The following is a 24,159-nucleotide window of genomic DNA, read 5'->3' on the forward strand; positions in this document are numbered from 1 at the left end:
CCGATGGCTCGATACAAATAATGCCATTTTCCTTTAATTTTGATGTACGTTTCATCCATTTTCCATGAATAAAAGGATTTTTTATTTTTCTTTTTCCAAATTTGATAGAGTAGTTTGCCATATTCTTGCACCCAACGATAAATCGTCGTATGAGAAACGTTAATGCCACGATCATATAAGATTTCTTGAACTTCACGATAGCTAAGGTTATAACGAAGATAGTAGCCCACGGCTACAATAATCACATCCTGCTGAAATTGCTTTCCTTTAAAATGATTCATCGTCATTCCTCCTGCTATCTTTTTCTATTATTCTACCTTATTTGATAGTAGATTTAAAACTTTGCAACAGAACCCTTCAAACAATTAGATGATACTATCACTCTTCATCAACGTAAGTTAGATTTATTGAAAGAACAGAAAAAAGGCTTTTTACAAAAGATGTTTGTTTAGGGTCTATAAATCTAAATAACAATTTTGTACTAAATACTTTTTAAATAGTCTTTCAAAGCGGCATTGTTATCGCTTTGAAAGACTATTTTTGTCAAATTCGGAGTCAAATTAAATCGGTCAACATATAAAAAATAATGTCTTTTGTTGACATTTATTATAAATAATGTTAAATTAAAATAAATATTATTTAATTAAGGAGGGGAGAAATATGAACTGGTTTTTAACACTAGATCAAGCGGACCAAGAATTTGTTAAACAGTTAGTACATGCTTCGGGCTCTCTAAAGCAATTGGCAAAGGTATATCAAGTAAGTTATCCGACCGTCAGAATGCGCTTGAATAAAATTATTCAAAAAATTGATTTAATTGAACAGGATAATACAAGTACCTTTGAAGCCAAAATTATGCAATTGGTAATTGACGAAAAAATATCGTTAGACTTAGCAAAACAAATTATTGAAGATTTTAAGGAGGAAAAAAATGAGTGAGTTTAAAGGGCTTTTAATGGGTATGTTGATTGTAGCTATACTTTACGTTTTAGATAGATATTTGCCAAAATGGTTTGGAGCGATTCCTGGAATTGCTTTTCTGTTATTAATGGTTTATATCATCTTTACTAAGGATCAGTCTTTACTAGCCAAACTAACGGTATTGATTGTGGGAGAGGCACTTTTAAATGGTATCTGGTTAGAGGCACTGAGGGATAGGAAGAAGAAAGCCAGCAAAGAAATCGAAAAAATGAAAGCTAAGGATATATCACGAAAAAAATAACACTTTTTAGGGCTTACAATCTTCAAATAACACCTATAACAAGAGCAGCACCGAATCATTACTTACTCTTGTTGCGTTTCATATTTTAAAACTACACTATTGTTAGCTGTTGTCATATTGATTGGAATTTTTGTTAAAACATACTTTTTGGGGTAGGTAGTTGCTCATGAAGACTATTATCTTGGCTTGAGGTGATGGCATTTTTTATACACTTTAGCAGCTTTGCTCCTACCAATGGGGTCTATAATTAGATAATGGCCCCTAGAAAATACCATTAAAACAACCCCTATAATCTTTAGTTCATATTACAGGGGTTGTTTTTCTGTTTATTGATATAATAGTTCTTAAAAATGGAGGTGATATTTTGAAAAGAAAAAAGACCTATGGACAGAAGAAGACAATCAAATCAATTTTTGATACTTTAGTCGATTCTATCACTACAATATTTTTATTTTTACGATAGGGATTTTAATTTAAATACTATAAATTTTTAAGAGAGAATGATAACAATGAAATATAAAAGGTATTAATGGGCATAACAGCCTAAGATATTTGGAGTTCAGAGAGGGCGCGTTTGATTTTCAAACTTCGCAACAGAACCCAATCAACCACAAGAGGAAGTCGAAGCTTTGCAGGAACATCTAAAGGAACAAGCAACAACAAAACCCAAAGAAGAACAAAAAAATGGTGGAAATTTTGGAAGTGAGGATAAAATCATGCCAAAGATAAGATTATCGAGGACGTCAAAAGGTGCTAACAAATTAAGAGCATACAGAGTCTTAATAGACGATAAATATGTTGGGGTAATACACAGAAATCAAACCAAAGAATTTGATGTTGACTTTGGAGAACATACAATTCAATGTACAATTGACTGGGAAAGAAGTAATCATATAACCGTTGATATTCAAGATGACTTGGAAGAACTAGAAGTAATCGCTAAAGGTGTGTTTGAGTCTGCCATACGTGCTATCTTTCCATTTGACGGAAGAGATAAATACTTAACTCTATCAAAAAAATCAAAGGGTTCTGTTGCAAAGTTTTAAATAAAGAATAAAATCCCTTACGGTATCTATGATTTAAGCTGGGATTCCCAATAATACCTTGATTTCAGTACAGACCGAAAACCCGAAGAGAGTGCCTTCTTTTCGGGTTTTCTTATATAATCCTCGAATGGCTTCCATGCCTTTAATCGTGGTAGAGGCAGTGCGTAAACTTCGATAGAATTTATTGCGTCTCTTTACTGGACGATGGTCTTGTTCAATCAAATTATTCAGGTATTTAATGGTACGATGTTCTGTCCCTTGATAAAAGCCGCCGTATTCTTTTAGTTTCTTAAAGGCACTTGTAATAGAGGGGGCTTTATCTGTGACTACAACCTTCGGTTCATCAAACTGCTTCACTAACCGCTTAAGAAAAGCATACGCTGCTTGTGTGTCCCGTTTTTTACGTAACCAAATATCCAAGGTTAAACCATCTGCATCGATGGCTCGATACAAATAATGCCATTTTCCTTTAATTTTGATGTACGTTTCATCCATTTTCCATGAATAAAAGGATTTTTTATTTTTCTTTTTCCAAATTTGATAGAGTAGTTTGCCATATTCTTGCACCCAACGATAAATCGTTGTATGAGAAACGTTAATGCCACGATCATATAAGATTTCTTGAACTTCACGATAGCTAAGGTTATAACGAAGATAGTAGCCCACGGCTACAATAATCACATCCTGCTGAAATTGCTTTCCTTTAAAATGATTCATCGTCATTCCTCCTGCTATCTTTTTCTATTATTCTACCTTATTTGATAGTAGATTTAAAACTTTGCAACAGAACCCAATTTATAATATAGCACTTTGCTTCTTGTTGCTTGTATGGTTATTTTTGTGTTTAAAATCTAAAAGTCTAACTAAAATCCTACCTTTAAATTTCAGATTCTTGAATGCCCAATTTATATAGAGCACTATCATGCTTCTTTTGTTCTTGGACGCAATTTCTTCTGGTCTATTCATTCAATCCTAGTGTATTTACACAATATTCCTTTGGCCTAAAACTTTGATAAATACGTATATATAAATTTACGTATTTATCAAAAATATAAATGCAATTTTTACTTTCAGATAACTCTTAAAACAACCTACTATCAGGTAGTTTTAAGAGTTCACTCACTTTGCGAATCCAAGCGGGTCTTGAAGTAATAATAGTAAAATCCCCTAAAAAAATTGTCATTCTATAGACCCTTAAATGGACTTATCTCCAAAAGTTAAACTATTTTTCGGTATTTTACTGGAGGTAGTCCATTTTTACCCTTTTGTTATTGCAACATCTACTCTCTTTTACTTATACTATCTCAAATGCGATCATCAGCTTCTTGTTCACGGATATATTTTTCAATTGTCTTTTGATTCAATTCGACTGTACTCACATAATATTCCTCCGACCAAAAGGATTTATTTCCGTATCTATATTTGTGATTTACGTGCTGCTCGTGGATTAGCACAGCACTGCGATCTTTCAGATAACCATAAAACTGGATATACTTATTTTTGATGGTACTTGAACAAGCATGTGAATATGATCTGGCGTTGCATGTGCTTCTATAATTTCCACGTTTTTTATTTTGCACAACTTCCTAAGTATTTTTCCAATATCTTTTCGTAATTGCCTATAGATTACTTTTCGTCGATATTTTGGTGTAAATACAATATGATACTTAAAATTCCAACGAGTATGTGCTAAACTTTTATCGTCATTTGACATGAAAAAACTCCTTTCGATATGCTAGTTCTTCCACGTGTAGAAACGCATGGTTTTCTTATTTCGCACGCTTTGCGCACGAAACTGACTGAAGTCATTAACAAAAAAATTGTAGACAAAGAAATTTTTCTTTGTCTACAATCTGAAAGGATAGGCACTACCATTTTTTATAAAATATTTGTATTGAACCATTTTTTAGTTATTAGCTTACTAATACAAAATACTGTATTATAGTATCAACATAACCATCCTTTGTCCATGATTTTATCTAAAAAGATTGTAAGGATCAATAAGTCTGCACTTCCACCAATACTCCAATTTTTCTTTTTAAATTGCTGATTTAGGTAATCCAAATATTTTTTACCTTGTATGGTTTTTACACCCCCTAATTCAAAATAAGGACGAATAAGTAATTGATACTCTTCAAAAACATGTCTATTATTACTTCGTTTGATCAAATTGGTATCTTCTACTTCCATTGATAGAAAAAGTAAAGTGTCTATCATCTTATCTTGTTGCGACCCTTGATATGCTTGATAATAAGGCAATCCTCGGTCAAAAACACAAGGATAACCTCTTTTGGCTTCCCCTCGTATCCCTGTCAATCCATGGTTAACAAATAGATATTCTCCCCAAGTCCATGCTTTTGGTTTTGTTTGATCAATCTTCCCAAAATCGTTAAGTAGATTTTTCGTCATTTTTTGAATTTCTTTTTGAAAGAAACTTTTTTTACAAGGAACTTTCCAAATAGTTAACCGGCCACAAATAGCAAGAAAAATCCCCAATGAAAAGATAGCACCTTTATGTGTATTTATACCATTTGTCACTGAGAACATCGCAGTTTCAGCCTCTAAACCAATCTGTCGAATCGCCATAAAGGTTTCTTCAATTGGTTGATGTTGTCGGTCCAATCCTGTTTGGATAAATTCTTCAAAATAGGGAGTCAAAACTACACTACTTTGTAGAAAAGTAAAAATGTCCATATCTTGATGAGACCCGGGGTCTACTGGATCAACCAATCCTGGTTTATTGATACATGTAACTTCATAAAGCATCGCTAATTGTGCTTCTTGTGCTATTTTTTGAATATTATCATGCATGTTTCAATGCTCCTTTTAAGGAATCGGCTACTATTTGTTCGATTTTCTTTTGCATTTCTTTCACAGTATGTGTACGATTACGTGCACATACCTTTGCTGATTTCCCACAAATAAAACAAGGACGTTCCCCATGATTAAGAGCTTGGCGACTGACAATTGTTATCTGCTCTCCTTTTTTGAACAAGACATCTAAATCAAAAAGTCTACCTAATGCGTCTTGCTCTTCTAACGTGACCAACCATTTTTTGAGATTCAAAGGTGCTTCTGTTACTATTACGTACCAGTCCAATCCACTTGGCAAATTGATTTCTTTTGTGTACGTCATTTCCACCTTTTTTTTTAAAAACATTTGCTGAATTGACTGCTGTCCCTGACGAAATACCTGCTCAATCATTGGATTATTTTTGATCGGCCCAGGAATATTCAATGTAAAGACCATCAATGAACTATTTGAATACTTGGAAAGCAGGTTGCTTTGCAAGTTAGCACGTTGTTCTTTATGGATCAAAATATCCTCGATTTCTTGAATTTCTCCAGTATCAAACATCATGATCTCTCTTCTTCAAATTCTTTCACCTGACGAACGACATCTAAAATTGAACCATCTCGGTATTCTACATAGGCAACTATCCGATCTGTGAATTGCAAAGGTTCGGGGATGCCTACTATTTTTTCTGCTTTTTGCTGTAATTCTTCTATTGTAAAAACAGGAATTTGTGGAATTCTTTCAAAAATAGCTATTAGATCTTTACGTTGGGGATTGATAGCAACCCCTACTTCTGTGACTAATACATCGATACTTTTCCCTGGTGTGATCAACGTAGTAACGTCATTTACTACTGTAGGTATTCGGCCACGTACTAACGGCGCTGAGATGATAGTAAGTTTAGCCGTTGCTGCATCTTGATGTCCACCAATCGCACCTCTTAGCACACCATCTGAACCAGTCATAACATTTACATTGAAGTTTGTGTCAATTTCTAATGCAGATAAAATAGCGACATCTAATTGGTTAACAACCGCTCCTTTATTACTTGGATCAGCATAAAAGGAAGCATCGATTTCCTGTTGGTTCTCAAGCCGCGCCATTCCTTCAGCTGCTCCTTTGTCAAAGTCTTGGACATCTAACACTTTTTCAACAAGACCTTTTTCCAATAAATCAACCGTTGGTTTAGTGATGCCACCTAATGCAAAAGAAGCTTTGATCTGTTTTTCTTCCATTTCACTAGCTAAGTAACGTGTTACTGCTAAAGCTGCACCACCCGTTCCTGTTTGAAAAGAAAAGCCATCTTTGAAATAAGGTGAGTGAACAATGACATCTTTGACCATTTCAGCAATTTTTAATTCTTTTGGGTTTTTAGTAAACCGTGTAGCACCAGCACCGATTTTATTCGGATCACCAATTGCTTCTACTTCCACGACATAGTCGACTTGTGTTTGCGGAATACTAATGGGCGTATTAGGGTAAGGAACTAAATGATCAGTTAGAAGAATGACTTTATCTGCATATTGTGCATCTACTTTTGCATACCCTAATGAACCAAAAACGGATTTTCCAACAGTCGCATTAGCATTTCCATAATCATCAGATGTTGGTACTCCTAGAAATGCAACATCGATTTTCAATTCACCACTTTCAATTGCACGTGGACGATTACCATGAGAACGTAAAATCACAGGATTGTCCATTCCTCCATGAGAAATAAATTCACCTAAGCTGCCGCGCATCCCACTGCTTGTGATATGAGTTACTGTACCGTCCTTGATGCATTCAATAACCATCTCATTCATAGTGTTCGTTAAAGAACTTGGTGCTAAGGTCAATTCTTTGATGCCCATTTCACGGATCACGGCCATCACTTGGTTAAAAACAAAATCACCTTCTCTTAAATGATGATGAAATGAAATCGTCATTCCATCTTTTAAGCCCGATTTTTCTATAGCTTCTTTGATCGAGTGCATCAATTTATTTGTCTGATTAGTTACAGTCGTTACTTTTGGTGCACAACGTTGAATCGTTTGTGGCGATAATGAAACACTTTGGAATTCTTTTTTATACTTTGTTAAAACACTTGATGGAATGCTACGTCTTTGTTTATTATGCATGGATATTTCCCTCCTCATCAATCAATCGTGATGCTTTTGCTAACATCAATGTCCGTTGTGCACGTTCTACAATTGGTTTATCGATCATTTTTCCATTTAAAGAAATTACGCCAGAACCTTTTTCTTTTGCTTCTTCGATTGCCGAGATGATGTCTAGTGATCGTTTGATTTCTTTGATTGACGGCTGATAAACAGTATTGACTACTGGAATTTGCCGTGGATTGATACAAGATTTTCCATCAAAACCTAATTGATGGATTAAACGTACTTCGTTTAAAAATCCTTCCATATCATCCACATCAGAGTAAACAGTGTCAAATGCGGAAATGCCTGCTGCACGTGCAGCATGAACGATCATACTGCGAGCAAAAAACAATTCGTTTCCATCTGGATATCGTTTGGTTTTCATATTTGTCACATAGTCTTCTGCCCCAATGGCGATTCCAATCAATCGATCAGATGCTTTGGCGATCGCAGGTGCGTTCAATACACCAGAAGCACCTTCAATAGCTGCCATCATCAATGTTCGCCCTATCGGAACATTATGATAGTTTTCTGCTTCTATAATCACTTTTTCTACTTCTGTTATATCTTTAGAGGTTTCTGTTTTAGGTAAACGTAATACATGCGCGCCGGCTTTAACCATTGCAAAAATGTCTGCACGTCCAAATTCTGAGTGCAGGTCATTTATTCGAACAATTAATTCTGTGTCACCATAATCCACTGTTTTCAATGCCTCAGCCACAAGCATTCTTGCGCTGTCTTTTTCTGCCATAGACACTGCATCTTCCAGGTCGAACATAATCGAGTCAGCACCATAAATACCTGCATCTTTGATCATCGCTGGATTATTTCCTGGAACAAACATCATTGTTCTTCTCAAACGTTCTTTCATCATCTAATTAAACCTCCCACGGTGTTTCTTGGTGTTGGATACCTAAAGAACGATGGATCGCTGTTTTTAATCGTGCAACAATAACGCAATCTAATGCCCCTTTATCTACTACCTTGAGTTTTACGTTTTTAATCTGATAAACTGCTAGTGTGTCATAGATAACTTTTTTGATTTGTTTTCCAAATTGCTCAATCACTTGACTGTCTAAATCGATTTCTATTCCTTCTGTATTCGGTGAAATCATGATTTGGACATCACTTGACTCTAATGTTCCAGCAATCGCTGATTTATTTATTTCCATTACTTAACGCTCCCTTTTATTTTTTAAGTATTGATAGGTTGTTTCTGGAACCATATATTTTATTTTTTCCAATTGCCCAGCAAGATACGCTTTACGAACTTGAGAAGCAGAAATAACTTGGTGTTGTTCCGTTTTCTTCCTTGCAAGGACATGAACTTTTATTTCAGGGGGTAAAATCGTTTCCAGTATGTCGTTATATGAACGAGTCATTGGGGAAAGTGGTTCTTCTCCCACATATCTAGCAGAGATATCTAAATAAGTGGCAATTCTTTCTTTGAATAAAGTAGCATCTACGACCATTTGCTCCTTTGCTATTTCATCATCTTCTCGTAAAAAATAGGTGGGAAACGTTGCAGGGCTAATAATATACTCGCCACCTGATAGAACAATGACATTTTTCAGTTTTTGTAATCCTTGTTGAACTAATTTGAGTCGGTCCTTCGTCGAAAAAAGATTTTGTTCTTTTTCGAGTACAAATACATATACCCAATCGTTGTTATTGGCAGCTTGTTTTACTAAATAATAATGCCCTTCTGTAAATGGGTTCGCATTCATGACAATTGCTGCTTTTTTTTCACCATTCACTTTAGGAATCCTCTCTAGGTACTGTTTTATAGAACTATCTCCCATTTCTAATACAGCTATTTTTGGGGTAGATACGATTGTTTCAAAACCTAAAAAGTTAAAACTTTTTTGATAGCGCGGTTTCGTGAAAACAATATAATGAAAAATCTCTTGTTGACTCATTGCCTGAATTATTGCAGAGACTAGTACATTAAATGTATGTCCACCATCTTTATATTTTTCAGACACGGCGATATATTTAATCACGTTGTTTTGATAAGATACTGTTCCTACTAACTTTTCTTTATGGTATATACCCAATGTTTGATCTAAATGTTGAAAATCTTCGATTTGCTTCTTTTGTATTCCTGAATCAAGCAAAAGATTTTCCCATTGGTCTTTGATATAGTTATTTTTTAAAAATAATCGTTGGATATCTGTTTGATCAAACACATGGTCACGTCCTTTCTTTATGTTCTTATGATAGCAGACCCATTAAAAAGATAGCGAACGTTACGGTCATAGCACCCCCTAGTCGAACAGCAACTTGTGCAAATGGCATTAATTCCATGCGATCACCCGCAGCTAAGATAGCTAAAGCACCTGTACCGCCTTGTCCGCTACAACATGAAACTGCGATGGCAGTATCAACTGGGTACATTTTTAAAAATTTTGCGGCGATAAAAGCTGTAGCGACAATAGCTACTACCGTCACAATGATTGTTACTATCGTTGCAGGATTTTTAAATACTTCGATCAGCTCTAACCAATCTGTTTTTGCAACCCCTACGCCAAAAAGTAAGGGAGGTGTGATCCCACGAACAGTGAATCCATACAACGAATTTCCACCTTCTTCGATATTTTTAGGGATAAAACCAAGCATTTTAGCCCCCATAAGAGAGACTAATAAGATCACAGGTGAAGGAATAGAAAAGCCAAGGAGTGATTTTAATAAGTGCTCAACATAGACAGCAACAAAATAAATCGTTATTGCTACCACGCCTGCTAACAATGTTTTTTCAATATCGACTGGTTTAGCTGAACCCTTCAAGTTCTCTAAATGTTCATCATCCCCATCGATCAAATTACCCTGACCATTTAATTGTGGGTATTTCTCTCCAATTTTTTTGAGCATACCAGACAGTAGAACTGCGACTAAACTTCCCAACATCACACACGGTAGAATCTTCCCAAAGATATCATTTTGTCCCATACCAGATAATATTGCTGCATAACCAATCGATAATGGCATCGCTCCTTCCCCAACACCACCAGCCATAATCGGCGCAACGATAAAGAAATACGCATTCCAAGCAGATAGCCCAAAGAGTATTCCCACACCTGTTCCTATCAAAGAACCAATCACATCGCATAAAATTAAAATAATGATAATACGTGAAGTTGCTTTAACCAATGTTTGCCGATTCATTGAAGCAATACTGCCGACAACTAGTAGTGTGATAAAGAACATCAAGAAATTGTTATTATTCATAAAATCAGAAACCACAGTTACAGTACTTTGAGGTAGCCAATGTTTATAGACTAGAAATGCAGGCAAAAATGTAACAACTAATACTTTACCACCTAAATCTTTTAAAATAGGAATAGTTTTACCAATTTCTTCTAATAAATAAGCAAAAACAGTCATAATACCCAAAGAAACTAACATATCATTTTCTGGAACGATATTGCTTATCGTCATTGCAAGATACGCGAGTACCAAAATGATATAAAGAGATAAAGGAATAAAACCAATTTTAATTCTATTTAATGTTTTCAGCATGTATATTATCCTCGTTTTCTTTTAGTTTTTGTAAATAATCCAAAACTGCCTGTGAAACGACGTTTGCGACTCCTTCATCAAAAACATTAGGGATGAATTTTTCTACCGTAGGCTCTGCGACCATAGCAGCTAATTGTTTGGCTACTTCAAGTTGTAATGAAAGATCGACTTTATTCGCTTTCGATAGTAATAGTCCCTTGAACAATCCGGGAAATACTAAAATATTGTTTACTTGGTTAGGATATTTCGAAGAACCTGTAGCGATTAGCTTTGCACCAGATTCTTTTGCTAAATCGGGTGTGATCTCTGGTACTGGATTGGCTAAAGCAAAAATAATCGGATTATCATTCATTTTTCCAATCATTTCAGGCGTTAAAACATTTCCTATTGAAAGACCGATAAAAACATCTTGTCCAACGATTGCATCTTCCAAAACGCTTGCATTATTATTTGTATCATGTATATGATCCAACAACTCTCTTTGATATTTATTTAATGTACTATCTTGCTTCTTTAATCTCCCTTGTTTATCCACCAATGTTAGATTTTTGATACCAGCAGCGATTAATAGTCTAGCTGTTGCAACCCCAGATGCTCCCATGCCGTTGATCAAAACTCGAAGTTCAGTTAATGTTTTCCTTTGGATCTTAGCAGCATTGATCAATCCAGCTAAAACGACTATCGCTGTTCCTTCTTGATCGTCATGATACACAGGAATAGAAAGTTTTTCTTGTAATTTTTCTTCAATCTCAAAACACTTCGGTGCTGCAATATCTTCTAAATGGATCCCTGCAAAACTATTTTGCAAATTGACAATTGTTTGTACAATCTCGTCTACTGATTTTTGTTCGATGGCTAATGGAATCGCATTGACACCTGCTAAATTTTTATAAAGCAGCGCTTTCCCTTCGACGATTGGTAATCCAGCTTGGTTTCCTACATTTCCAAGACCTAATACCGCCGACCCGTCTGTAATAACGGCCACTAATTTACCACTAATTGTTAATTCTCTTGCCAAAGCATGATTTTTCTCAATCATTAAACTTAGTTCTGCTACACCTGGGGTGTACATTTTTGCTAAATCTTGATCATCTTGCACGGCTTCTGTTGTTTCCATCCGTAAAACACCTACATTTTTTTTATGGATTTCTAAAACTTCATCAAGCATACCTTCACTCCTTTTTACATTTTTTAATTACAAAACCACTTTAACACTTTTTTTAAAATAAAAAAACCCTTTCATTTTAAATTTTAAAAAAATGATGCTTATTTTTAAAAATTTAAAAAAAGACTAAATTCAATTTTTTTGGTATAATGAGAAAAAATATCTATTTGAAAAAGTTAGGAGCTATACTATGCATCTGGAATTCTCTGACTATGAATCACTCCTTGTAAAAATTTGTGAAGACTATTATCTCGAGGATATCAATATTAGTGAAATTTCTAAAAAATATGGGATCACCAGATATAAAGCTTTAAAATATATTGAAGATGCACGTGAAAAACAATTAGTTAGTATTTCAATTAATTCTCCGTATGCTAGGAATTATGAGCTAGAAGAAATCTTCAAAAATTACTTTAAAACGAATATCTATATATTAAAAAGTAGTGAAGACTTATCACAACACGATTTATTATTTTCAAAATTTGCTGCCGATTACATTCAAGAATTAATTAAGAAAGCCAATGTGGTTGCACTATCTTGGGGAGATACCGTTTACAAAGTGATTGATCAGTTTAAAATGGGTGCTCGTGAAGAATTAATTTTTACTCAATTCATTGGCGAAATCGGAAAATATAATTCCTTAGCTGGCTCCACACGATTAGTTCAAAAAGCTGCTGAACGTTATGAGTCTTCTTATTTGACTCTCAGTATTCCTTTATATGTCATCAATGAAACTGCACGTGAACTAATGGCTCTAGAACCTTCTTTAGCTAATACCTTAGCAACCGCTTCGCATGCAGATATGTTAATTTCTGGAATTGGCACCTTATACTCTATTGATTCTGTCGAACCCTGGAACAAGCATCGTAAAATCCTATTTCCAAGCATGACGGATACTGTTGGATTTCTTTACGGAAGACCCTTCAATATCAATGGTGAATTCATCAAAGCATCTGAGGATAAGACTTTTGGTCTTTCTTTAAAAGAAATTTTCGATATTCCAAAACGAATTGGTATTTGTAAAAGTAAGTTCAAAGCGGAGAGTTGTTTAGGCGCCTTGAATGGTAATTTTTTTACAGATTTATTTTTGGATGAAAAAACTGCTTGGAAAATACTTTCTTTGATAAAAAAAGAGTGAGTCATGTAAAATCCTCCAAAAAATTTAGATTTTTGGTACTACTTTTTTGGAGGGCAGTACAATGATTCACTCTTTTTATTGGATATCAAAATCCCTTTTTTTGAGAAGCTTGTCTTAATATTTTTTGAACTTTTCCAAGCCATACTCCATTACTTTTCAAGATTTAATTTCTTTGTATTCACTGAATAATTCCCACGTTTTTTCGTTAATGTTACTTCTTATTAATTTTATTGTACTTCTCATGCAATAGGATCATATATCCTTCTAAATCTTTTTTATGCTATAAAAAGGGGGTTCTATCTAACTTTATTATTCATTCCCCACCCTTTGCGCAGTGAGTCTTCGGTATCTTGTTTTATCTGACTGGTAGTTCTTATTATTTCTCCACGATCATCTAATTCTGGAACAATTGGATATTTTTCTCTGAACAAGTCTAGTTCTTTCACCACGTCATTAAACAAATCTTGCTTATCTTCTTGCGTAAGATTCTGTTTAATATACTCATCTAAAGCTTTTCTAAGCAATTCATCTCTTGTCATATTAGTCTCATACTTTTCTACTAAAACTCTAGAAGTCGCATTTAACAAAGTCGACAGTTTTAAAGGATGCTTGGTGGAATAAACCTTATCAAACTTTCTGATTGGTGCGCCAACTTTTTTTGTTCTTCCTCTACTCTGTCTTTCAACATTGGAGGAAGTTTTTATTTCTTGAACTTGGTACACTTCTAATTGCTTATTTTCAGATGGTGTAATTGCTTGCTGCTTTTTCTTTGCTTCTGCTTCTTTTTTTATTTTGGCGAGTCCTTTGTTGTTCCCAAAAATATCAAGTCCTTTGATGTCAGCCAATTACTCCACCTCCGCATACCAATTCTCGTGTTCTTCCAATTCTTTCAAAATACTGATAAATAATTCGTGGCTTTTGCGATCCCATTGTTTTAAGAGACCTTTCTTTGTCTTCTCCATCGTAATACCTGATCCGTCGTATCGTTTTAAGCGCGCATTTTTGAGTACAACATTTTTAATCAAATGTTCCCCATAAATCTCTTGGGCTTGTTTATACATTTCCTGATCTACTGCGTCACCGCTTTCCAACATGAAAGGAATAACACCAGCAACATATAAATTTGTATCAAATTCTTTCACAAAAAAGTCCATATACTCAAGATATTGCATCGCATTTCTCATCGATTTTACTTGGGTCTGTAAGACGACGATTGCCCAGTCCGCAATGTACATCGCGGATTTACTATATACAGAAATAGAAGGTGGGACATCTAAATAGATGACGTCAAACTCATCAAATAATGGTTCTAGCTTTTCTTTCATATATTTGAATTGGGATAATGAATCATTATATTGGTCTTTGATCCAATCATCATACATTTCAAAGGACATATCTGCTGGAAGTATATAGAGGTTATTGATTACTTTATAGACAGCCTCTTTAGGTGGAAGATTGTTTATCAACACGTCAGTCACAGTATTTTCGTAAACAATCGGTTCACCTTCTCCGCCTCCTTCTTCGTTAGTGAAGTTCATATGCGTTAAGTTCATCACATCAGAAGTATTTCCTTGCATATCCAAGTCAATTATCAAGGTTCTTTTTCCTTCATTAACTGCTGATTCAAACCCTAACATTTGCGCGCACGTACTTTTACCTACGCCACCTTTAAAATTACCGATTACATATTTCTTCGCTACCACGTTCCTACCTCTTTTCTTTTAGCAATATTCATTTGATACTATTATAACATATTTATTTTTAGTTACTACCAAAAAAAAGATATATATGTACTACCTTATAATTAATAAGTAAAAGGTAGTACATAAATAAGGAAAACCTGAAACATATTGATTTATAGCTTTCCTCAAAGTAATGACGTTATTTAATTTATCGAGAAGCAGAGAATACTCGCGACTTTAGTCATGTAGACGAATCATATTTTCGATAAAAAAGAAGCCGTCCTTCTTAAGAACGACAACAAATCACTAGATTAATTTTTTCAACTGTTCATAAAAGTTTTCATGCGTTCCACATAACAATACTGGAATAACCTTGTTTTCTATAATCTCGTAAGCTACTCTATATGTTGTTCCCGCATATTTGAACCCACTAGACCAAATACCTGATAAATCCCCAGTTTTTTGTTCACCCTTATATGGATCAATCGCAATTTCATCATAAATTAAATTCAAAAATTTTTCTTTCAATGGCTTCTCTTTTAGCTTTTTTAAATACTTAATGACATGTTTTGAAGGAACGATTTCATAAGCCAATTTCTGTTGCCAACTCCTCTTTAGTCATTACTTTAGAATTAGTAAGTGTATCTTCAGCAATATCTCTAAAGGAAGAATGCATTTTGTTTTTTCTATTCTTAAATTCTACAAGAATCTCATCTTTATCGTAGCCTTCTGCAATTATATCAGACAAAATATCTTCGCTAAAATCATAAAATTCTTTTTGTGGTTCAACAAATTCATAAAGAATACCATTCTCTACCAACTTTGCTTCAACTTCGACTCCATTAGGAACATTAAAATCTTTAGGTACTGTCAACATGATTGAATTGCCTTGTTTTCTTGTTTTTGTAATCATTTAAATCCCTCATTTCTAACAGTATGTAATTACTTAGTAAATACATTATACCACGAGATAATGTATTTACAAGTAATTACTGTGACTCGTAATGCGTCCTTGCTGAATAAATTTCAACCACGTGTTCATCTTCATCTACCTTATAAACAACGGTTCTGTTGCAAAGTTTTAAATAAAGAATAAAATCCCTTACGGTATCTATGATTTAAGCTGGGATTCCCAATAATACCTTGATTTCAGTACAGACCGAAAACCCGAAGAGAGTGCCTTCTTTTCGGGTTTTCTTATATAATCCTCGAATGGCTTCCATGCCTTTAATCGTGGTAGAGGCAGTGCGTAAACTTCGATAGAATTTATTGCGTCTCTTTACTGGACGATGGTCTTGTTCAATCAAATTATTCAGGTATTTAATGGTACGATGTTCTGTCCCTTGATAAAAGCCGTATTCTTTTAGTTTCTTAAAGGCACTTGTAATAGAGGGGGCTTTATCTGTGACTACAACCTTCGGTTCATCAAACTGCTTCACTAACCGCTTAAGAAAAGCATAGGCTGCTTGTGTGTCCCGTTTTTTACGTAACCAAATATCCAAGGTTAAACCATCTGCATCGATGGCTCGATAAAAATAATGCCATTTTCCTTTAATTTTGATGTACGTTTCATCCATTTTCCATGAATAAAAGGATTTTTTATTTTTCTTTTTCCAAATTTGATAGAGTAGTTTGCCATATTCTTGCACCCAACGATAAATCGTCGTATGAGAAACGTTAATGCCACGATCATATAAGTTTTCTTGAACTTCACGATAGCTAATGTTATAACGAAGATAGTAGCCCACGGCTACAATAATCACATCCTGCTGAAATTGCTTTCCTTTAAAATGATTCATCGTCATTCCTCCTGCTATCTTTTTCTATTATTCTACCTTATTTGATAGTAGATTTAAAACTTTGCAACAGAACCAAAAAAATTCTACTGAAACGCTTGGCTATCTGGCCAGTGTGGAACGGGAATCAGATCATCCATTAGCAAAAGCGGTCTTAAATCAAATTGGAGAAACAAACTTTTATCCTGTTGAGGAAACTGAAGTCGTGAAAGGCGGCGGAATCGTTTCAAGTGTAGCTGGACATAGAGTGGCTGTTGGGAATGTGGCCTTGATGGAAAAAGAAAATGTCACTCTCAGCAAAAAAGTGCAAAAAGATGTCAAACGGTTTGAACAACAAGGGAACTCTCTCGTTTTGACAGCGGTCGACGGTGAATTAAAAGTACTGATGGGCATTCGCGATCAAGTCCGTCCAGGTGTGAAAGCTAATTTGCAGGAATTAAAAGACTTGGGCGTGAAAAATCTAGTTGTTCTTTCAGGAGATAACCAAGGGACCGTTGATATGGTCGCCGGCGAACTTGGTTTGACCGAAGCTCACGGCCACATGTTGCCGGAAGACAAATCGGCTTATATCGGAAAACTTCAACAACGTGGTCAAATTGTAGCCTTTGTTGGAGATGGCGTTAACGATAGTCCGTCCTTAGCTTTAGCAGACATTGGAATCGCAATGGGAAGCGGAACGGACGTAGCGATTGAAACATCCGATGTCGTTTTAATGAACTCGAACTTCAGCAACTTGCCTCACGCATTAGGATTAGTAAAAGCCACCGCAAATAATATGAAACAAAATATCGTGATTTCAGTTGGCGTAGTGTTGGTCTTGTTGACCAGCGTCTTCTTCAGCGAATGGATGAATATGTCTATCGGAATGTTGGTTCATGAAGGTAGTATCTTGGTGGTAATTTTCAATGGCATGAGATTAATGAAGTATAAGTTGAAAGGTCGAAAAGAATAAAAAGAAGTATCAGCATCTGCAGAGAAAGTAAAAATATCTTAAGAATAAATTAGAAGAGGCTGAGACAATAGTCCATCCTTGAAATGACAAAAGCGGAAACTCAGATTTTTAAATCTGGGATTTTCCGCTTTTTTGAGTTGGAAAATTGTAAAATGAAATGCATAAGGAAATAAACAAAAAAATCATGTAGATACGATATACTTGTTAGCAACCAAACTAAAATTATAAGGGGTATCTACATGACCAAAAATAATTGTATCACAGAAAAGCGCACCTTCAAACAAATTACTGACATCCAACGCGGAATGCTGGAACAGATGGCGAAAAGCGGCACCTATAAACAAGCTGAAATGGCGCGAGAATTAGGGGTCAGCCAACCCACTGTTTCTCGTGAGTTGAAACGCGGTAGAACGCGCCAGCTTGACTATAAGCGCAATTATTACGAGCAGTATATTGCCGCCTCAGGCGCACGGGTTTATAAAGAAAATCGTGAGAACTCGCATGCGCGGGATCATAATAAATATTCTGCGGCTTTCCTTGCTGCCTTACCAGAAAATCTAGCACCCAAGAAGGGGTTGCGGATTCATAGTGTGGATACTTTTGTACACTCTTATAGAAAGTTGCACCCTGACGAACGCCTTCAGGAAGAACTGGCCGATTTACAAGCAGCTTAAGGTGTTTTGTTGGTTCTATAGGATAAGAGAATAGATTAGCTGAGTCAAGAGCCGCTTTGCTCCTTCTCTTGACTCAGCTAACCTATCCTCTTGGGTCAGAACCACCAACAACTCACCTGAAAAATGGTAAGGGATGAAACACTCCCTGCCGTCAATGGCTTCAAAGCATTGGTAATACTGGATTATTGAGTAATTCGCTGTCTATAAAGGTTTTTAAAATTTTTTATGCATTTGATATTGCAATTAAGCGAATGAAAGTAAGCACAAAATAATTGACAACCATCCATCATCCTTGTATATTTATTAAAAATATATGAAACTTTGACGAGATAAGTAGCTGGGAAAGAAACCATAGAGAGTCTGCGAATGGTGAAAGCAGATGTTTCGGAATCAGCAAAAATGGTCTTTGAGTTATCACGTGTGAGGGAAACTTAGCAAGTGACGGGTACGCCCGATAGCGCGTGAAGGGATGACAGTCCCTTGCTGAGATAATCTTTATGATTATGAACAAAGGTGGTAACGCGAGCATTCGCCCTTTCAATAGGGGGAGTGCTTTTTTTATATATTTTAATATATTTTTGGAGGGAAAAATATGGAGCAATCATTTGTAAGGGAAATGACATCAAAGCATCTAGTTATGCTTTCATTGGGCGGGGTAATCGGAACTGGAATCTTCTTGAGTTCGGGGTATCTCATTCAAACGGCGGGTTCGATCGGAACAATCATTGCGTATCTGATCGGAGCATTTTTGGTGACGCTGGTCATGATGTGCTTGGGCGAATTGTCGGTCCACGAGCCTAGTACGAGTTCGTTCCACAACTACGCTTCAAAATACATCCATCCCGGAGCAGGTTTCGTGGTGGCGTGGCTTTATTGGCTGACGTGGACAGTGGCATTGGGTTCGCAGTTCATCACCTTGGCGATTTTGTCACAACGCTGGTTCCCCGGCATTCCCACTTGGCTTTGGTGCATCTTTTTTATCGGCATTATTGTACTTTCAAACATTATTGATGTGCGTTGGTTTTCCGTCAGCGAATTTTGGATGTCGCTGATCAAAGTGCTCGCACTGGCAATTTTCCTTATCCTGGGTCTGGGTGGCATATTCGGATTTATACCGATCCAGGGAAATGAATCAGCACCACTTTTCAGCCATCTGACGGAAAACGGTTGGTTCCCGAAAGGCGCAGGCTCTGTTTTCTTGGCGATACTGTCTGCTAACTTCGCTTTTTCCGGTGCGGAATTGATCGGCGTAGCCGCTGGTGAAACGTCGGATCCTAAGAAAAATATCCCGAAAGCAATCTTGCAGACAATCGTCATTTTGGTGGTCCTTTTCATCGGGACGATTGTTGTGATCGGTGCGCTGCTTCCGGATTCTGCGGCTAATTTGGATGAAAGTCCGGTGACCGTCATCCTGAATTTGATGGGTATCCCATACGCAGCAGACATCATGAACCTCGTCCTGATCACTGTAGTCCTTTCCGGCGCAAACTCTGGGGTCTACGCAGCATCAAGAATGCTGTGGACATTGGCCAATGCAGGAACATTGCCGAAACGTCTCGCCAAATTATCCAAACGCGGGTTGCCGATTTACGGGTTGTTGCTGACCATTTTGGGTGGGCTTCTCTCCCTGTTTTCCAGCATCTATTCCGCGGACACCGTTTACCTGGCTTTGGTATCCATCTCCGCATTCGCGGTCGTGGCGGTTTGGTTGAGCATCGCTTGGGCACAACTGAATTTCCGCAAATACTATCTGAAATCGGGGCATAAACTGGATGAACTGGCTTACCAAACACCATTCTATCCAATCGTTCCGTGGCTCGTCATTATCCTTTGCTCCGTTTCGATCATCGGCATCGCGTTTGATCCGAACCAGCGGATTGCCTTGATCATCGGCATCCCATTCACGATCTTGTGCTTCTTTTATTACCAGTTATTCTTCAGTAAAAAGGCTTCTGTAGCAATCGAAAATCAAGAAGTGGGTGAGCTTTCCGATGAATTTTAAAGAGTGGCAAAAGAATCAAAAAGTGATCCTCATCGATGGTTCGATGTCCTTAGGTCTGGAGGAGCAAGGCTTGGACCTGAATGATGAGTTATGGACCGCGAAAGCATTAGTGAACGAACCGGATAAAATTGAAAAAGTCCATCAGAAATATTACGATGCCGGGGCAAACATCGCCATCACAGCGAGCTATCAAGCGACGGTTGCCGGGTTCGAGCGTTTGGGCCATACAACCGAAGAAAGCCGGGCTCTGATCAAAAGAACGGTAGAACTAGCGAAACAGGCCCAAACGAAAAGCCAAGGCCTGCAAGAAAAATGGGTGGCGGCTTCGGTCGGACCATACGGAGCCTATTTGGCGGACGGCTCTGAATATCGGGGCAATTACGGTCTGTCGCAAACCGAATTGGTCGATTTCCATCGCGAAAGGTTAGAGTTGCTGCTGGAATCCGGGGCTGATCTGCTGGCCATCGAAACCATTCCGGATCTAACGGAAATCCAGGCTGTGATTGAGTTGCTAGCCCAACATCCCAAGACGACAGCTTGGCTGACGGTGACTTTGAAGGACGATCACCATTTATGCGATGGGACCGATCTGCGTGTATTCCAGCTATTGGCAGAGTCGTCCGAGCAAATCATTGCCTACGGCGTCAATTGCGTGCAGCCGGATTTAGTTTTGCCGGCCTTGGAATATCTGAAGGAGATTGCGACAAAGCCATTAGTTGCTTATCCAAACTCGGGAGCGACCTACGATGCCACTACAAAAGTATGGACGCACAGTCATGCGGTTGATGAAGTATTCTCAAACGAAGCATTGAAATGGCATGGGTCAGGATGCAAATGGATCGGCGGCTGTTGCTGCACATCAGCCAAAGAAATCAGTTTGTTGAAGGAAACCTTTTCCGCAATTCTTTAGTTGGAATAAACATAAATGGCTGGTACAGTCGGTGCCGGCGGTGTTGGTAACATAGCCATTGTCTATGGTTATCAACGTTTTGATTCTTTTGCGATGTTCTCTACCGTAGTGATTTTAATTATTATAGTCCAAGTAATCCAATCTACTGGAAATAAACTTGCACGCATGATACGTCGGGTTCTGTTGCAAAATTTTAAATAAAGAATAAAATCCCTTACGGTATCTATGATTTAAGCTGGGATTCCCAATAATACCTTGATTTCAGTACAGACCGAAAACCCGAAGAGAGTGCCTTCTTTTCGGGTTTTCTTATATAATCCTCGAATGGCTTCCATGCCTTTAATCGTGGTAGAGGCAGTGCGTAAACTTCGATAGAATTTATTGCGTCTCTTTACTGGACGATGGTCTTGTTCAATCAAATTATTCAGGTATTTAATGGTACGATGTTCTGTCTCTTGATAAAAGCCGTATTCTTTTAGTTTCTTAAAGGCACTTGTAATAGAGGGGGCTTTATCTGTGACTACAACCTTCGGTTCATCAAACTGCTTCACTAACCGCTTAAGAAAAGCATACGCTGCTTGTGTGTCCCGTTTTTTACGTAACCAAATATCCAAGGTTAAACCATCTGCATCGATGGCTCGATACAAATAATGCCATTTTCCTTTAATTTTGATGTACGTTTCATCCATTTTCCATGAATAAAAGGATTTTTTATTTTTCTTTTTCCAAATTTGATAGAGTAGTTTGCCATATTCTTGCACCCAACGATAAATCGTTGTATGAGAAACGTTAATGCCACGATCATATAAGATTTCTTGAACTTCACGATAGCTAAGGTTATAACGAAGATAGTAGCCCACGGCTACAATAATCACATCCTGCTGAAATTGCTTTCCTTTAAAATGATTCATCGTCATTCCTCCTGCTATCTTTTTCTATTATTCTACCTTATTTGATAGTAGATTTAAAACTTTGCAACAGAACCGTTCCCGCAAAAGAATTATAAGGAGTGAAGACAAATGACCTATACCCATCTTACATCAAATGAACTTGCAATGATAGAAGCGTATTATAAGAAATTTATATCAATAACTTTTAAAATCTATAAATCGAGCCACTCAAAAATTTGATCATTTGAATCATGGGTAGCACCATTCTGACAATGTAAATCTGATGAAAAGTTGGTCTTATTAAATAAAATCAGTTTTTTATTTATTGCAGGAATGTTTTCATAAAAGTTTAAACCAAGCCGAAAATCATAATAATTTTCATTCTCTGCCAGCAACACCAAAGTGTCGGTATTGAGTTTTTCAAGCGAAATACCTTCATTGAATTTACTACATTTTTTAAGTAAATTGTTTAGTGAAATTTCGCCAAAGGTCCACTTTGCGTGTTCAATTTGCCAATTTAGAAATTTGTTTTTCGAGATATAAAATGAGCAAATTTTCTCAAACGGTTTTGAGAATCCATCTTCTATGTATTTATAAAGAAATTTCGGCATTGATTTTTTAAACGAATCGAGCATCGAAGGAAAATAATTATAAAGCACAATTTTATCAAAAAGAGTTTGATCTAGGCTTGCCGCACGCGAAACCAATAAGCCGCCTAATGATAGCCCAATTCCGATCTTTTCTCCAGAAATTTGATATTTTTCATTATAAAAATCAACAACTTGCCTTGCGACTATATGCCAATTCTCTTCGAAAGGTAGATTATATCTTCTAATCACATCAGATTGCCCCGGTCCTTCATAAAGCACAACATCATACCCATTTTCCATCCCAGATTTGACATTTGTAAAATATAGTTCTTCGAGAAGTGCATCAAAACCGCCACAAATAAATAAAGTACCTTTTGATTCCATATCTGTTCTAAAAAGTAAAGTTCTGATTTTTGCATTTTTATAGTTTATCATTTCAGATACATATTTAACTTTTTGTAAATCCAGACTTTTATAAAATAGTTTTACCGATTTTTGATATGCTTCAATTTTCCGTGAATCGTTCGCTGAAAGGAAAAACTCTGCGGCTTGATAATATCTGCTTGCGCGTAAATAACCATTTGCTTTGCTGCTTTGTGATTTAAAATTATCCGAACGTTCCTCTAGTTTTTTAGCAAAATCAGACCATCCTTTGTACCAAGATTCATAATTGCCATCTTTAATTTTTTCTGCAGTTGTCGCAACTTCGCCATAATCTGAACCGCCACTTGGCGTATACCAAAGCAGGCGCGTCGTCTCAAATTCGAACTCAAAAGTTTTAAAAAAGTGATTTTTCATTGTCGTCCTCCGTTTTTTATGTGTGATATAATTATAGAAATAAATTTTATGAAGAAAAAGAGGTTACTTCAAGGTGCAGAACAAAGCAGATGATTTAAGATTAAGAGAATTAGCTATGCCACTTTTAGGTAAATGGGTGCCGTTTATCCTAATCCTTTTAGCTGAAAAAACGCGCCACTTTGCTGAACTCGAAAGAGAAATGAAAGGTGTTTCAAGAAAAGTTTTAAATGAAAATCTAAATAATTTATTAGCTTACGGAATTATCAGCAAGGAAGGTGAATCATCAACTGGATTTCCTGTTTATTATAGCTTGACGGATCTAGGTAAAAGCAGCCTGTTTATCTTAGAAAATGTCAAAACATGGCTAAAAGAACATGAGGATGAAATTACTAGCAACCAAAATCAGTTTAAGAATTAATAAAATGTTTCTTGAATTGCAAAGATAGGTTTTATATAGCTATGATTATACAAGGCTTTTTATTTGTGACTTTTTCGGTATTTCAAAATGAATATTAAAACGCCCTCAGCTCGTTGCTAAGGGCGTGTAAGGTGCGTTGCTGGGATTAACTAAACCATTATCACATATTCCTGAATCATATTCAGAGCCTCTTCATAAGACGAAGCGTGCATGGTTACTTCATGCCACAAAGCATTTGCTTGCTCAACGAAGCCATTCATTTCGCTTTAACTCTCTACTAGTGATACCTAGCAGGTTGAAGATGTTGCCGTCTTCGCCAATTAATTTAACTTCGAGATTGGTTTGTTTTTCCACTTTTCTCCCCTTTGTAAGTAAATTTGAGATGAACTTGATTTCATTTATTTTTTATTTAAACG

24 protein-coding genes, 4 pseudogenes and 1 other annotated feature are annotated in these 24,159 nt (G+C 36.4%); of the genes and pseudogenes, 10 read left to right on the forward strand and 18 right to left on the reverse strand.

What is annotated here, in order from left to right:
• A pseudogene (locus tag ED2_RS10670) lies at positions 1–281 on the reverse strand (IS6-like element IS1216 family transposase); the annotation flags it as partial.
• 379 nt (positions 282–660) lie between these two features.
• On the opposite strand from ED2_RS10670, the gene ED2_RS10675 reads away from it, so the two are divergent.
• The 3 genes from ED2_RS10675 to ED2_RS10685 all read left to right on the forward strand — a co-directional run bounded on the left by ED2_RS10675 (position 661) and on the right by ED2_RS10685 (position 2,268).
• Positions 661–939, forward strand: a complete 279-nt coding sequence (locus ED2_RS10675; protein ID WP_002330374.1) for a DUF2089 family protein — start codon at positions 661–663, stop codon at positions 937–939.
• Complete coding sequence (locus ED2_RS10680; RefSeq protein ID WP_060789789.1) at positions 932–1,222, forward strand: hypothetical protein; 291 nt, start codon at positions 932–934, stop codon at positions 1,220–1,222. Before ED2_RS10675 ends, ED2_RS10680 begins: the two co-directional genes overlap by 8 nt.
• A gap of 629 nt (positions 1,223–1,851) precedes the next feature.
• Complete coding sequence (locus tag ED2_RS10685; protein WP_232103828.1) at positions 1,852–2,268, forward strand: hypothetical protein; 417 nt, start codon at positions 1,852–1,854, stop codon at positions 2,266–2,268.
• Between the two features lie 33 nt (positions 2,269–2,301).
• Here the strand turns inward: ED2_RS10685 and ED2_RS10690 are convergent, their stop codons facing one another.
• From ED2_RS10690 to ED2_RS10735, 10 genes and pseudogenes are all read right to left on the reverse strand, one after another.
• Positions 2,302–2,985: an IS6-like element IS1216 family transposase gene (locus ED2_RS10690; RefSeq protein WP_002329884.1), complete on the reverse strand. Its 684-nt coding sequence runs from the start codon at positions 2,983–2,985 to the stop codon at positions 2,302–2,304.
• A gap of 587 nt (positions 2,986–3,572) precedes the next feature.
• Positions 3,573–3,982, reverse strand: a pseudogene (gene tnpA, locus ED2_RS10695) (IS200/IS605 family transposase).
• Between the two features lie 233 nt (positions 3,983–4,215).
• A complete protein-coding gene (citG, locus tag ED2_RS10700) occupies positions 4,216–5,079 on the reverse strand; it encodes a triphosphoribosyl-dephospho-CoA synthase CitG (protein ID WP_002303163.1) in 864 nt (287 codons plus the stop codon).
• Positions 5,072–5,629 carry a citrate lyase holo-[acyl-carrier protein] synthase gene (gene citX / locus ED2_RS10705; protein ID WP_002305953.1) on the reverse strand — a complete coding sequence of 186 codons (558 nt, stop codon included), beginning with the start codon at positions 5,627–5,629 and terminating at the stop codon, positions 5,072–5,074. Before citX ends, citG begins: the two co-directional genes overlap by 8 nt.
• On the reverse strand, positions 5,626–7,185 hold the full coding sequence (citF, locus tag ED2_RS10710) for a citrate lyase subunit alpha (RefSeq protein ID WP_002303161.1): 1,560 nt from the start codon (positions 7,183–7,185) through the stop codon (positions 5,626–5,628). Before citF ends, citX begins: the two co-directional genes overlap by 4 nt.
• Positions 7,178–8,083, reverse strand: coding sequence for a citrate (pro-3S)-lyase subunit beta (gene citE / locus ED2_RS10715; protein ID WP_016177559.1), 906 nt, complete (start codon positions 8,081–8,083; stop codon positions 7,178–7,180). The genes citF and citE overlap by 8 nt, the downstream gene beginning before the upstream one ends.
• Before the next feature lie 4 nt (positions 8,084–8,087).
• A complete protein-coding gene (citD, locus tag ED2_RS10720; RefSeq protein WP_002303159.1) occupies positions 8,088–8,381 on the reverse strand; it encodes a citrate lyase acyl carrier protein in 294 nt (97 codons plus the stop codon).
• Between the two features lie 3 nt (positions 8,382–8,384).
• Positions 8,385–9,398 (reverse strand): [citrate (pro-3S)-lyase] ligase, encoded by a 1,014-nt coding sequence (gene citC, locus ED2_RS10725; protein WP_002303158.1) that lies wholly within the window; start codon positions 9,396–9,398, stop codon positions 8,385–8,387.
• Between the two features lie 25 nt (positions 9,399–9,423).
• Complete coding sequence (locus ED2_RS10730) at positions 9,424–10,728, reverse strand: 2-hydroxycarboxylate transporter family protein (RefSeq protein ID WP_060789790.1); 1,305 nt, start codon at positions 10,726–10,728, stop codon at positions 9,424–9,426.
• Entirely contained in the window at positions 10,709–11,896 is a 1,188-nt protein-coding gene (locus ED2_RS10735; protein ID WP_016177562.1) for an NAD(P)-dependent malic enzyme, read from the reverse strand. The genes ED2_RS10730 and ED2_RS10735 overlap by 20 nt, the downstream gene beginning before the upstream one ends.
• Before the next feature lie 187 nt (positions 11,897–12,083).
• On the opposite strand from ED2_RS10735, the gene ED2_RS10740 reads away from it, so the two are divergent.
• Positions 12,084–13,031: a sugar-binding transcriptional regulator gene (locus ED2_RS10740; RefSeq protein WP_016177563.1), complete on the forward strand. Its 948-nt coding sequence runs from the start codon at positions 12,084–12,086 to the stop codon at positions 13,029–13,031.
• Between the two features lie 296 nt (positions 13,032–13,327).
• Here the strand turns inward: ED2_RS10740 and ED2_RS10745 are convergent, their stop codons facing one another.
• The 5 genes from ED2_RS10745 to ED2_RS10765 all read right to left on the reverse strand — a co-directional run bounded on the left by ED2_RS10745 (position 13,328) and on the right by ED2_RS10765 (position 16,512).
• Positions 13,328–13,876 (reverse strand): hypothetical protein, encoded by a 549-nt coding sequence (locus ED2_RS10745; RefSeq protein ID WP_016177564.1) that lies wholly within the window; start codon positions 13,874–13,876, stop codon positions 13,328–13,330.
• Positions 13,877–14,734, reverse strand: coding sequence for a ParA family protein (locus tag ED2_RS10750; protein WP_002292680.1), 858 nt, complete (start codon positions 14,732–14,734; stop codon positions 13,877–13,879). It lies immediately after the preceding gene.
• A 285-nt stretch (positions 14,735–15,019) separates the two neighbouring features.
• The gene (locus tag ED2_RS10755) at positions 15,020–15,307 is read right to left on the reverse strand and encodes a type II toxin-antitoxin system RelE/ParE family toxin (protein WP_002300557.1); all 288 of its coding nucleotides are present in this window, start codon (positions 15,305–15,307) and stop codon (positions 15,020–15,022) included.
• A complete protein-coding gene (locus ED2_RS10760) occupies positions 15,297–15,626 on the reverse strand; it encodes an AbrB/MazE/SpoVT family DNA-binding domain-containing protein (protein WP_002292678.1) in 330 nt (109 codons plus the stop codon). Before ED2_RS10760 ends, ED2_RS10755 begins: the two co-directional genes overlap by 11 nt.
• Positions 15,627–15,831: 205 nt before the next feature.
• Positions 15,832–16,512 carry an IS6-like element IS1216 family transposase gene (locus tag ED2_RS10765; RefSeq protein WP_060789791.1) on the reverse strand — a complete coding sequence of 227 codons (681 nt, stop codon included), beginning with the start codon at positions 16,510–16,512 and terminating at the stop codon, positions 15,832–15,834.
• A gap of 79 nt (positions 16,513–16,591) precedes the next feature.
• On the opposite strand from ED2_RS10765, the pseudogene ED2_RS10770 reads away from it, so the two are divergent.
• The 5 genes and pseudogenes from ED2_RS10770 to ED2_RS10790 all read left to right on the forward strand — a co-directional run.
• Positions 16,592–17,461 (forward strand): annotated as a pseudogene (locus ED2_RS10770) (heavy metal translocating P-type ATPase); the annotation flags it as partial.
• A 239-nt stretch (positions 17,462–17,700) separates the two neighbouring features.
• A pseudogene (locus ED2_RS10775) lies at positions 17,701–18,102 on the forward strand (IS30 family transposase); the annotation flags it as partial.
• A 345-nt stretch (positions 18,103–18,447) separates the two neighbouring features.
• Positions 18,448–18,675: a binding site (T-box leader), on the forward strand.
• Between the two features lie 52 nt (positions 18,676–18,727).
• Positions 18,728–20,137 (forward strand): amino acid permease, encoded by a 1,410-nt coding sequence (locus ED2_RS10780; RefSeq protein ID WP_038809352.1) that lies wholly within the window; start codon positions 18,728–18,730, stop codon positions 20,135–20,137.
• On the forward strand, positions 20,127–21,047 hold the full coding sequence (gene mmuM, locus ED2_RS10785; RefSeq protein WP_016177611.1) for a homocysteine S-methyltransferase: 921 nt from the start codon (positions 20,127–20,129) through the stop codon (positions 21,045–21,047). The genes ED2_RS10780 and mmuM overlap by 11 nt, the downstream gene beginning before the upstream one ends.
• Before the next feature lie 15 nt (positions 21,048–21,062).
• Positions 21,063–21,248 carry a hypothetical protein gene (locus tag ED2_RS10790; protein WP_060789793.1) on the forward strand — a complete coding sequence of 62 codons (186 nt, stop codon included), beginning with the start codon at positions 21,063–21,065 and terminating at the stop codon, positions 21,246–21,248.
• A 29-nt stretch (positions 21,249–21,277) separates the two neighbouring features.
• On the opposite strand, the gene ED2_RS10795 is transcribed toward ED2_RS10790, so the two are convergent.
• Together ED2_RS10795 and ED2_RS10800 are read right to left on the reverse strand one after the other, a co-directional pair.
• Complete coding sequence (locus ED2_RS10795) at positions 21,278–21,958, reverse strand: IS6-like element IS1216 family transposase (protein ID WP_002347000.1); 681 nt, start codon at positions 21,956–21,958, stop codon at positions 21,278–21,280.
• 191 nt (positions 21,959–22,149) lie between these two features.
• The gene (locus ED2_RS10800; RefSeq protein ID WP_060789794.1) at positions 22,150–23,325 is read right to left on the reverse strand and encodes a dipeptidyl aminopeptidase; all 1,176 of its coding nucleotides are present in this window, start codon (positions 23,323–23,325) and stop codon (positions 22,150–22,152) included.
• Positions 23,326–23,398: 73 nt separating this feature from the next.
• On the opposite strand from ED2_RS10800, the gene ED2_RS10805 reads away from it, so the two are divergent.
• Entirely contained in the window at positions 23,399–23,743 is a 345-nt protein-coding gene (locus ED2_RS10805; protein ID WP_232103831.1) for a winged helix-turn-helix transcriptional regulator, read from the forward strand.
• Positions 23,744–24,159 lie beyond the last annotated feature (416 nt).

The sequence above is a fragment of the Enterococcus durans NBRC 100479 = LMG 10746 genome, from assembly GCF_001544215.1.
Lineage (GTDB): Bacteria > Bacillota > Bacilli > Lactobacillales > Enterococcaceae > Enterococcus_B > Enterococcus_B durans.

Bases quoted from the DNA above. Each gene is read 5' to 3' on its own strand.
- citD (WP_002303159.1), bottom strand. From the start codon at position 8,381: ATGGAAATAAATAAATCAGCGATTGCTGGAACATTAGAGTCAAGTGAT.
- ED2_RS10790 (WP_060789793.1), top strand. From the start codon at position 21,063: ATGGCTGGTACAGTCGGTGCCGGCGGTGTTGGTAACATAGCCATTGTC.
- ED2_RS10680 (WP_060789789.1), top strand. From the start codon at position 932: ATGAGTGAGTTTAAAGGGCTTTTAATGGGTATGTTGATTGTAGCTATA.
- ED2_RS10780 (WP_038809352.1), top strand. From the start codon at position 18,728: ATGGAGCAATCATTTGTAAGGGAAATGACATCAAAGCATCTAGTTATG.
- ED2_RS10740 (WP_016177563.1), top strand. From the start codon at position 12,084: ATGCATCTGGAATTCTCTGACTATGAATCACTCCTTGTAAAAATTTGT.
- citE (WP_016177559.1), bottom strand. From the start codon at position 8,083: ATGATGAAAGAACGTTTGAGAAGAACAATGATGTTTGTTCCAGGAAAT.
- citX (WP_002305953.1), bottom strand. From the start codon at position 5,629: ATGATGTTTGATACTGGAGAAATTCAAGAAATCGAGGATATTTTGATC.
- ED2_RS10690 (WP_002329884.1), bottom strand. From the start codon at position 2,985: ATGAATCATTTTAAAGGAAAGCAATTTCAGCAGGATGTGATTATTGTA.
- ED2_RS10795 (WP_002347000.1), bottom strand. From the start codon at position 21,958: ATGAATCATTTTAAAGGAAAGCAATTTCAGCAGGATGTGATTATTGTA.
- ED2_RS10675 (WP_002330374.1), top strand. From the start codon at position 661: ATGAACTGGTTTTTAACACTAGATCAAGCGGACCAAGAATTTGTTAAA.
- ED2_RS10765 (WP_060789791.1), bottom strand. From the start codon at position 16,512: ATGAATCATTTTAAAGGAAAGCAATTTCAGCAGGATGTGATTATTGTA.
- ED2_RS10800 (WP_060789794.1), bottom strand. From the start codon at position 23,325: ATGAAAAATCACTTTTTTAAAACTTTTGAGTTCGAATTTGAGACGACG.
- ED2_RS10760 (WP_002292678.1), bottom strand. From the start codon at position 15,626: ATGATTACAAAAACAAGAAAACAAGGCAATTCAATCATGTTGACAGTA.
- ED2_RS10730 (WP_060789790.1), bottom strand. From the start codon at position 10,728: ATGCTGAAAACATTAAATAGAATTAAAATTGGTTTTATTCCTTTATCT.
- ED2_RS10735 (WP_016177562.1), bottom strand. From the start codon at position 11,896: ATGCTTGATGAAGTTTTAGAAATCCATAAAAAAAATGTAGGTGTTTTA.
- citG (WP_002303163.1), bottom strand. From the start codon at position 5,079: ATGCATGATAATATTCAAAAAATAGCACAAGAAGCACAATTAGCGATG.
- mmuM (WP_016177611.1), top strand. From the start codon at position 20,127: ATGAATTTTAAAGAGTGGCAAAAGAATCAAAAAGTGATCCTCATCGAT.
- citF (WP_002303161.1), bottom strand. From the start codon at position 7,185: ATGCATAATAAACAAAGACGTAGCATTCCATCAAGTGTTTTAACAAAG.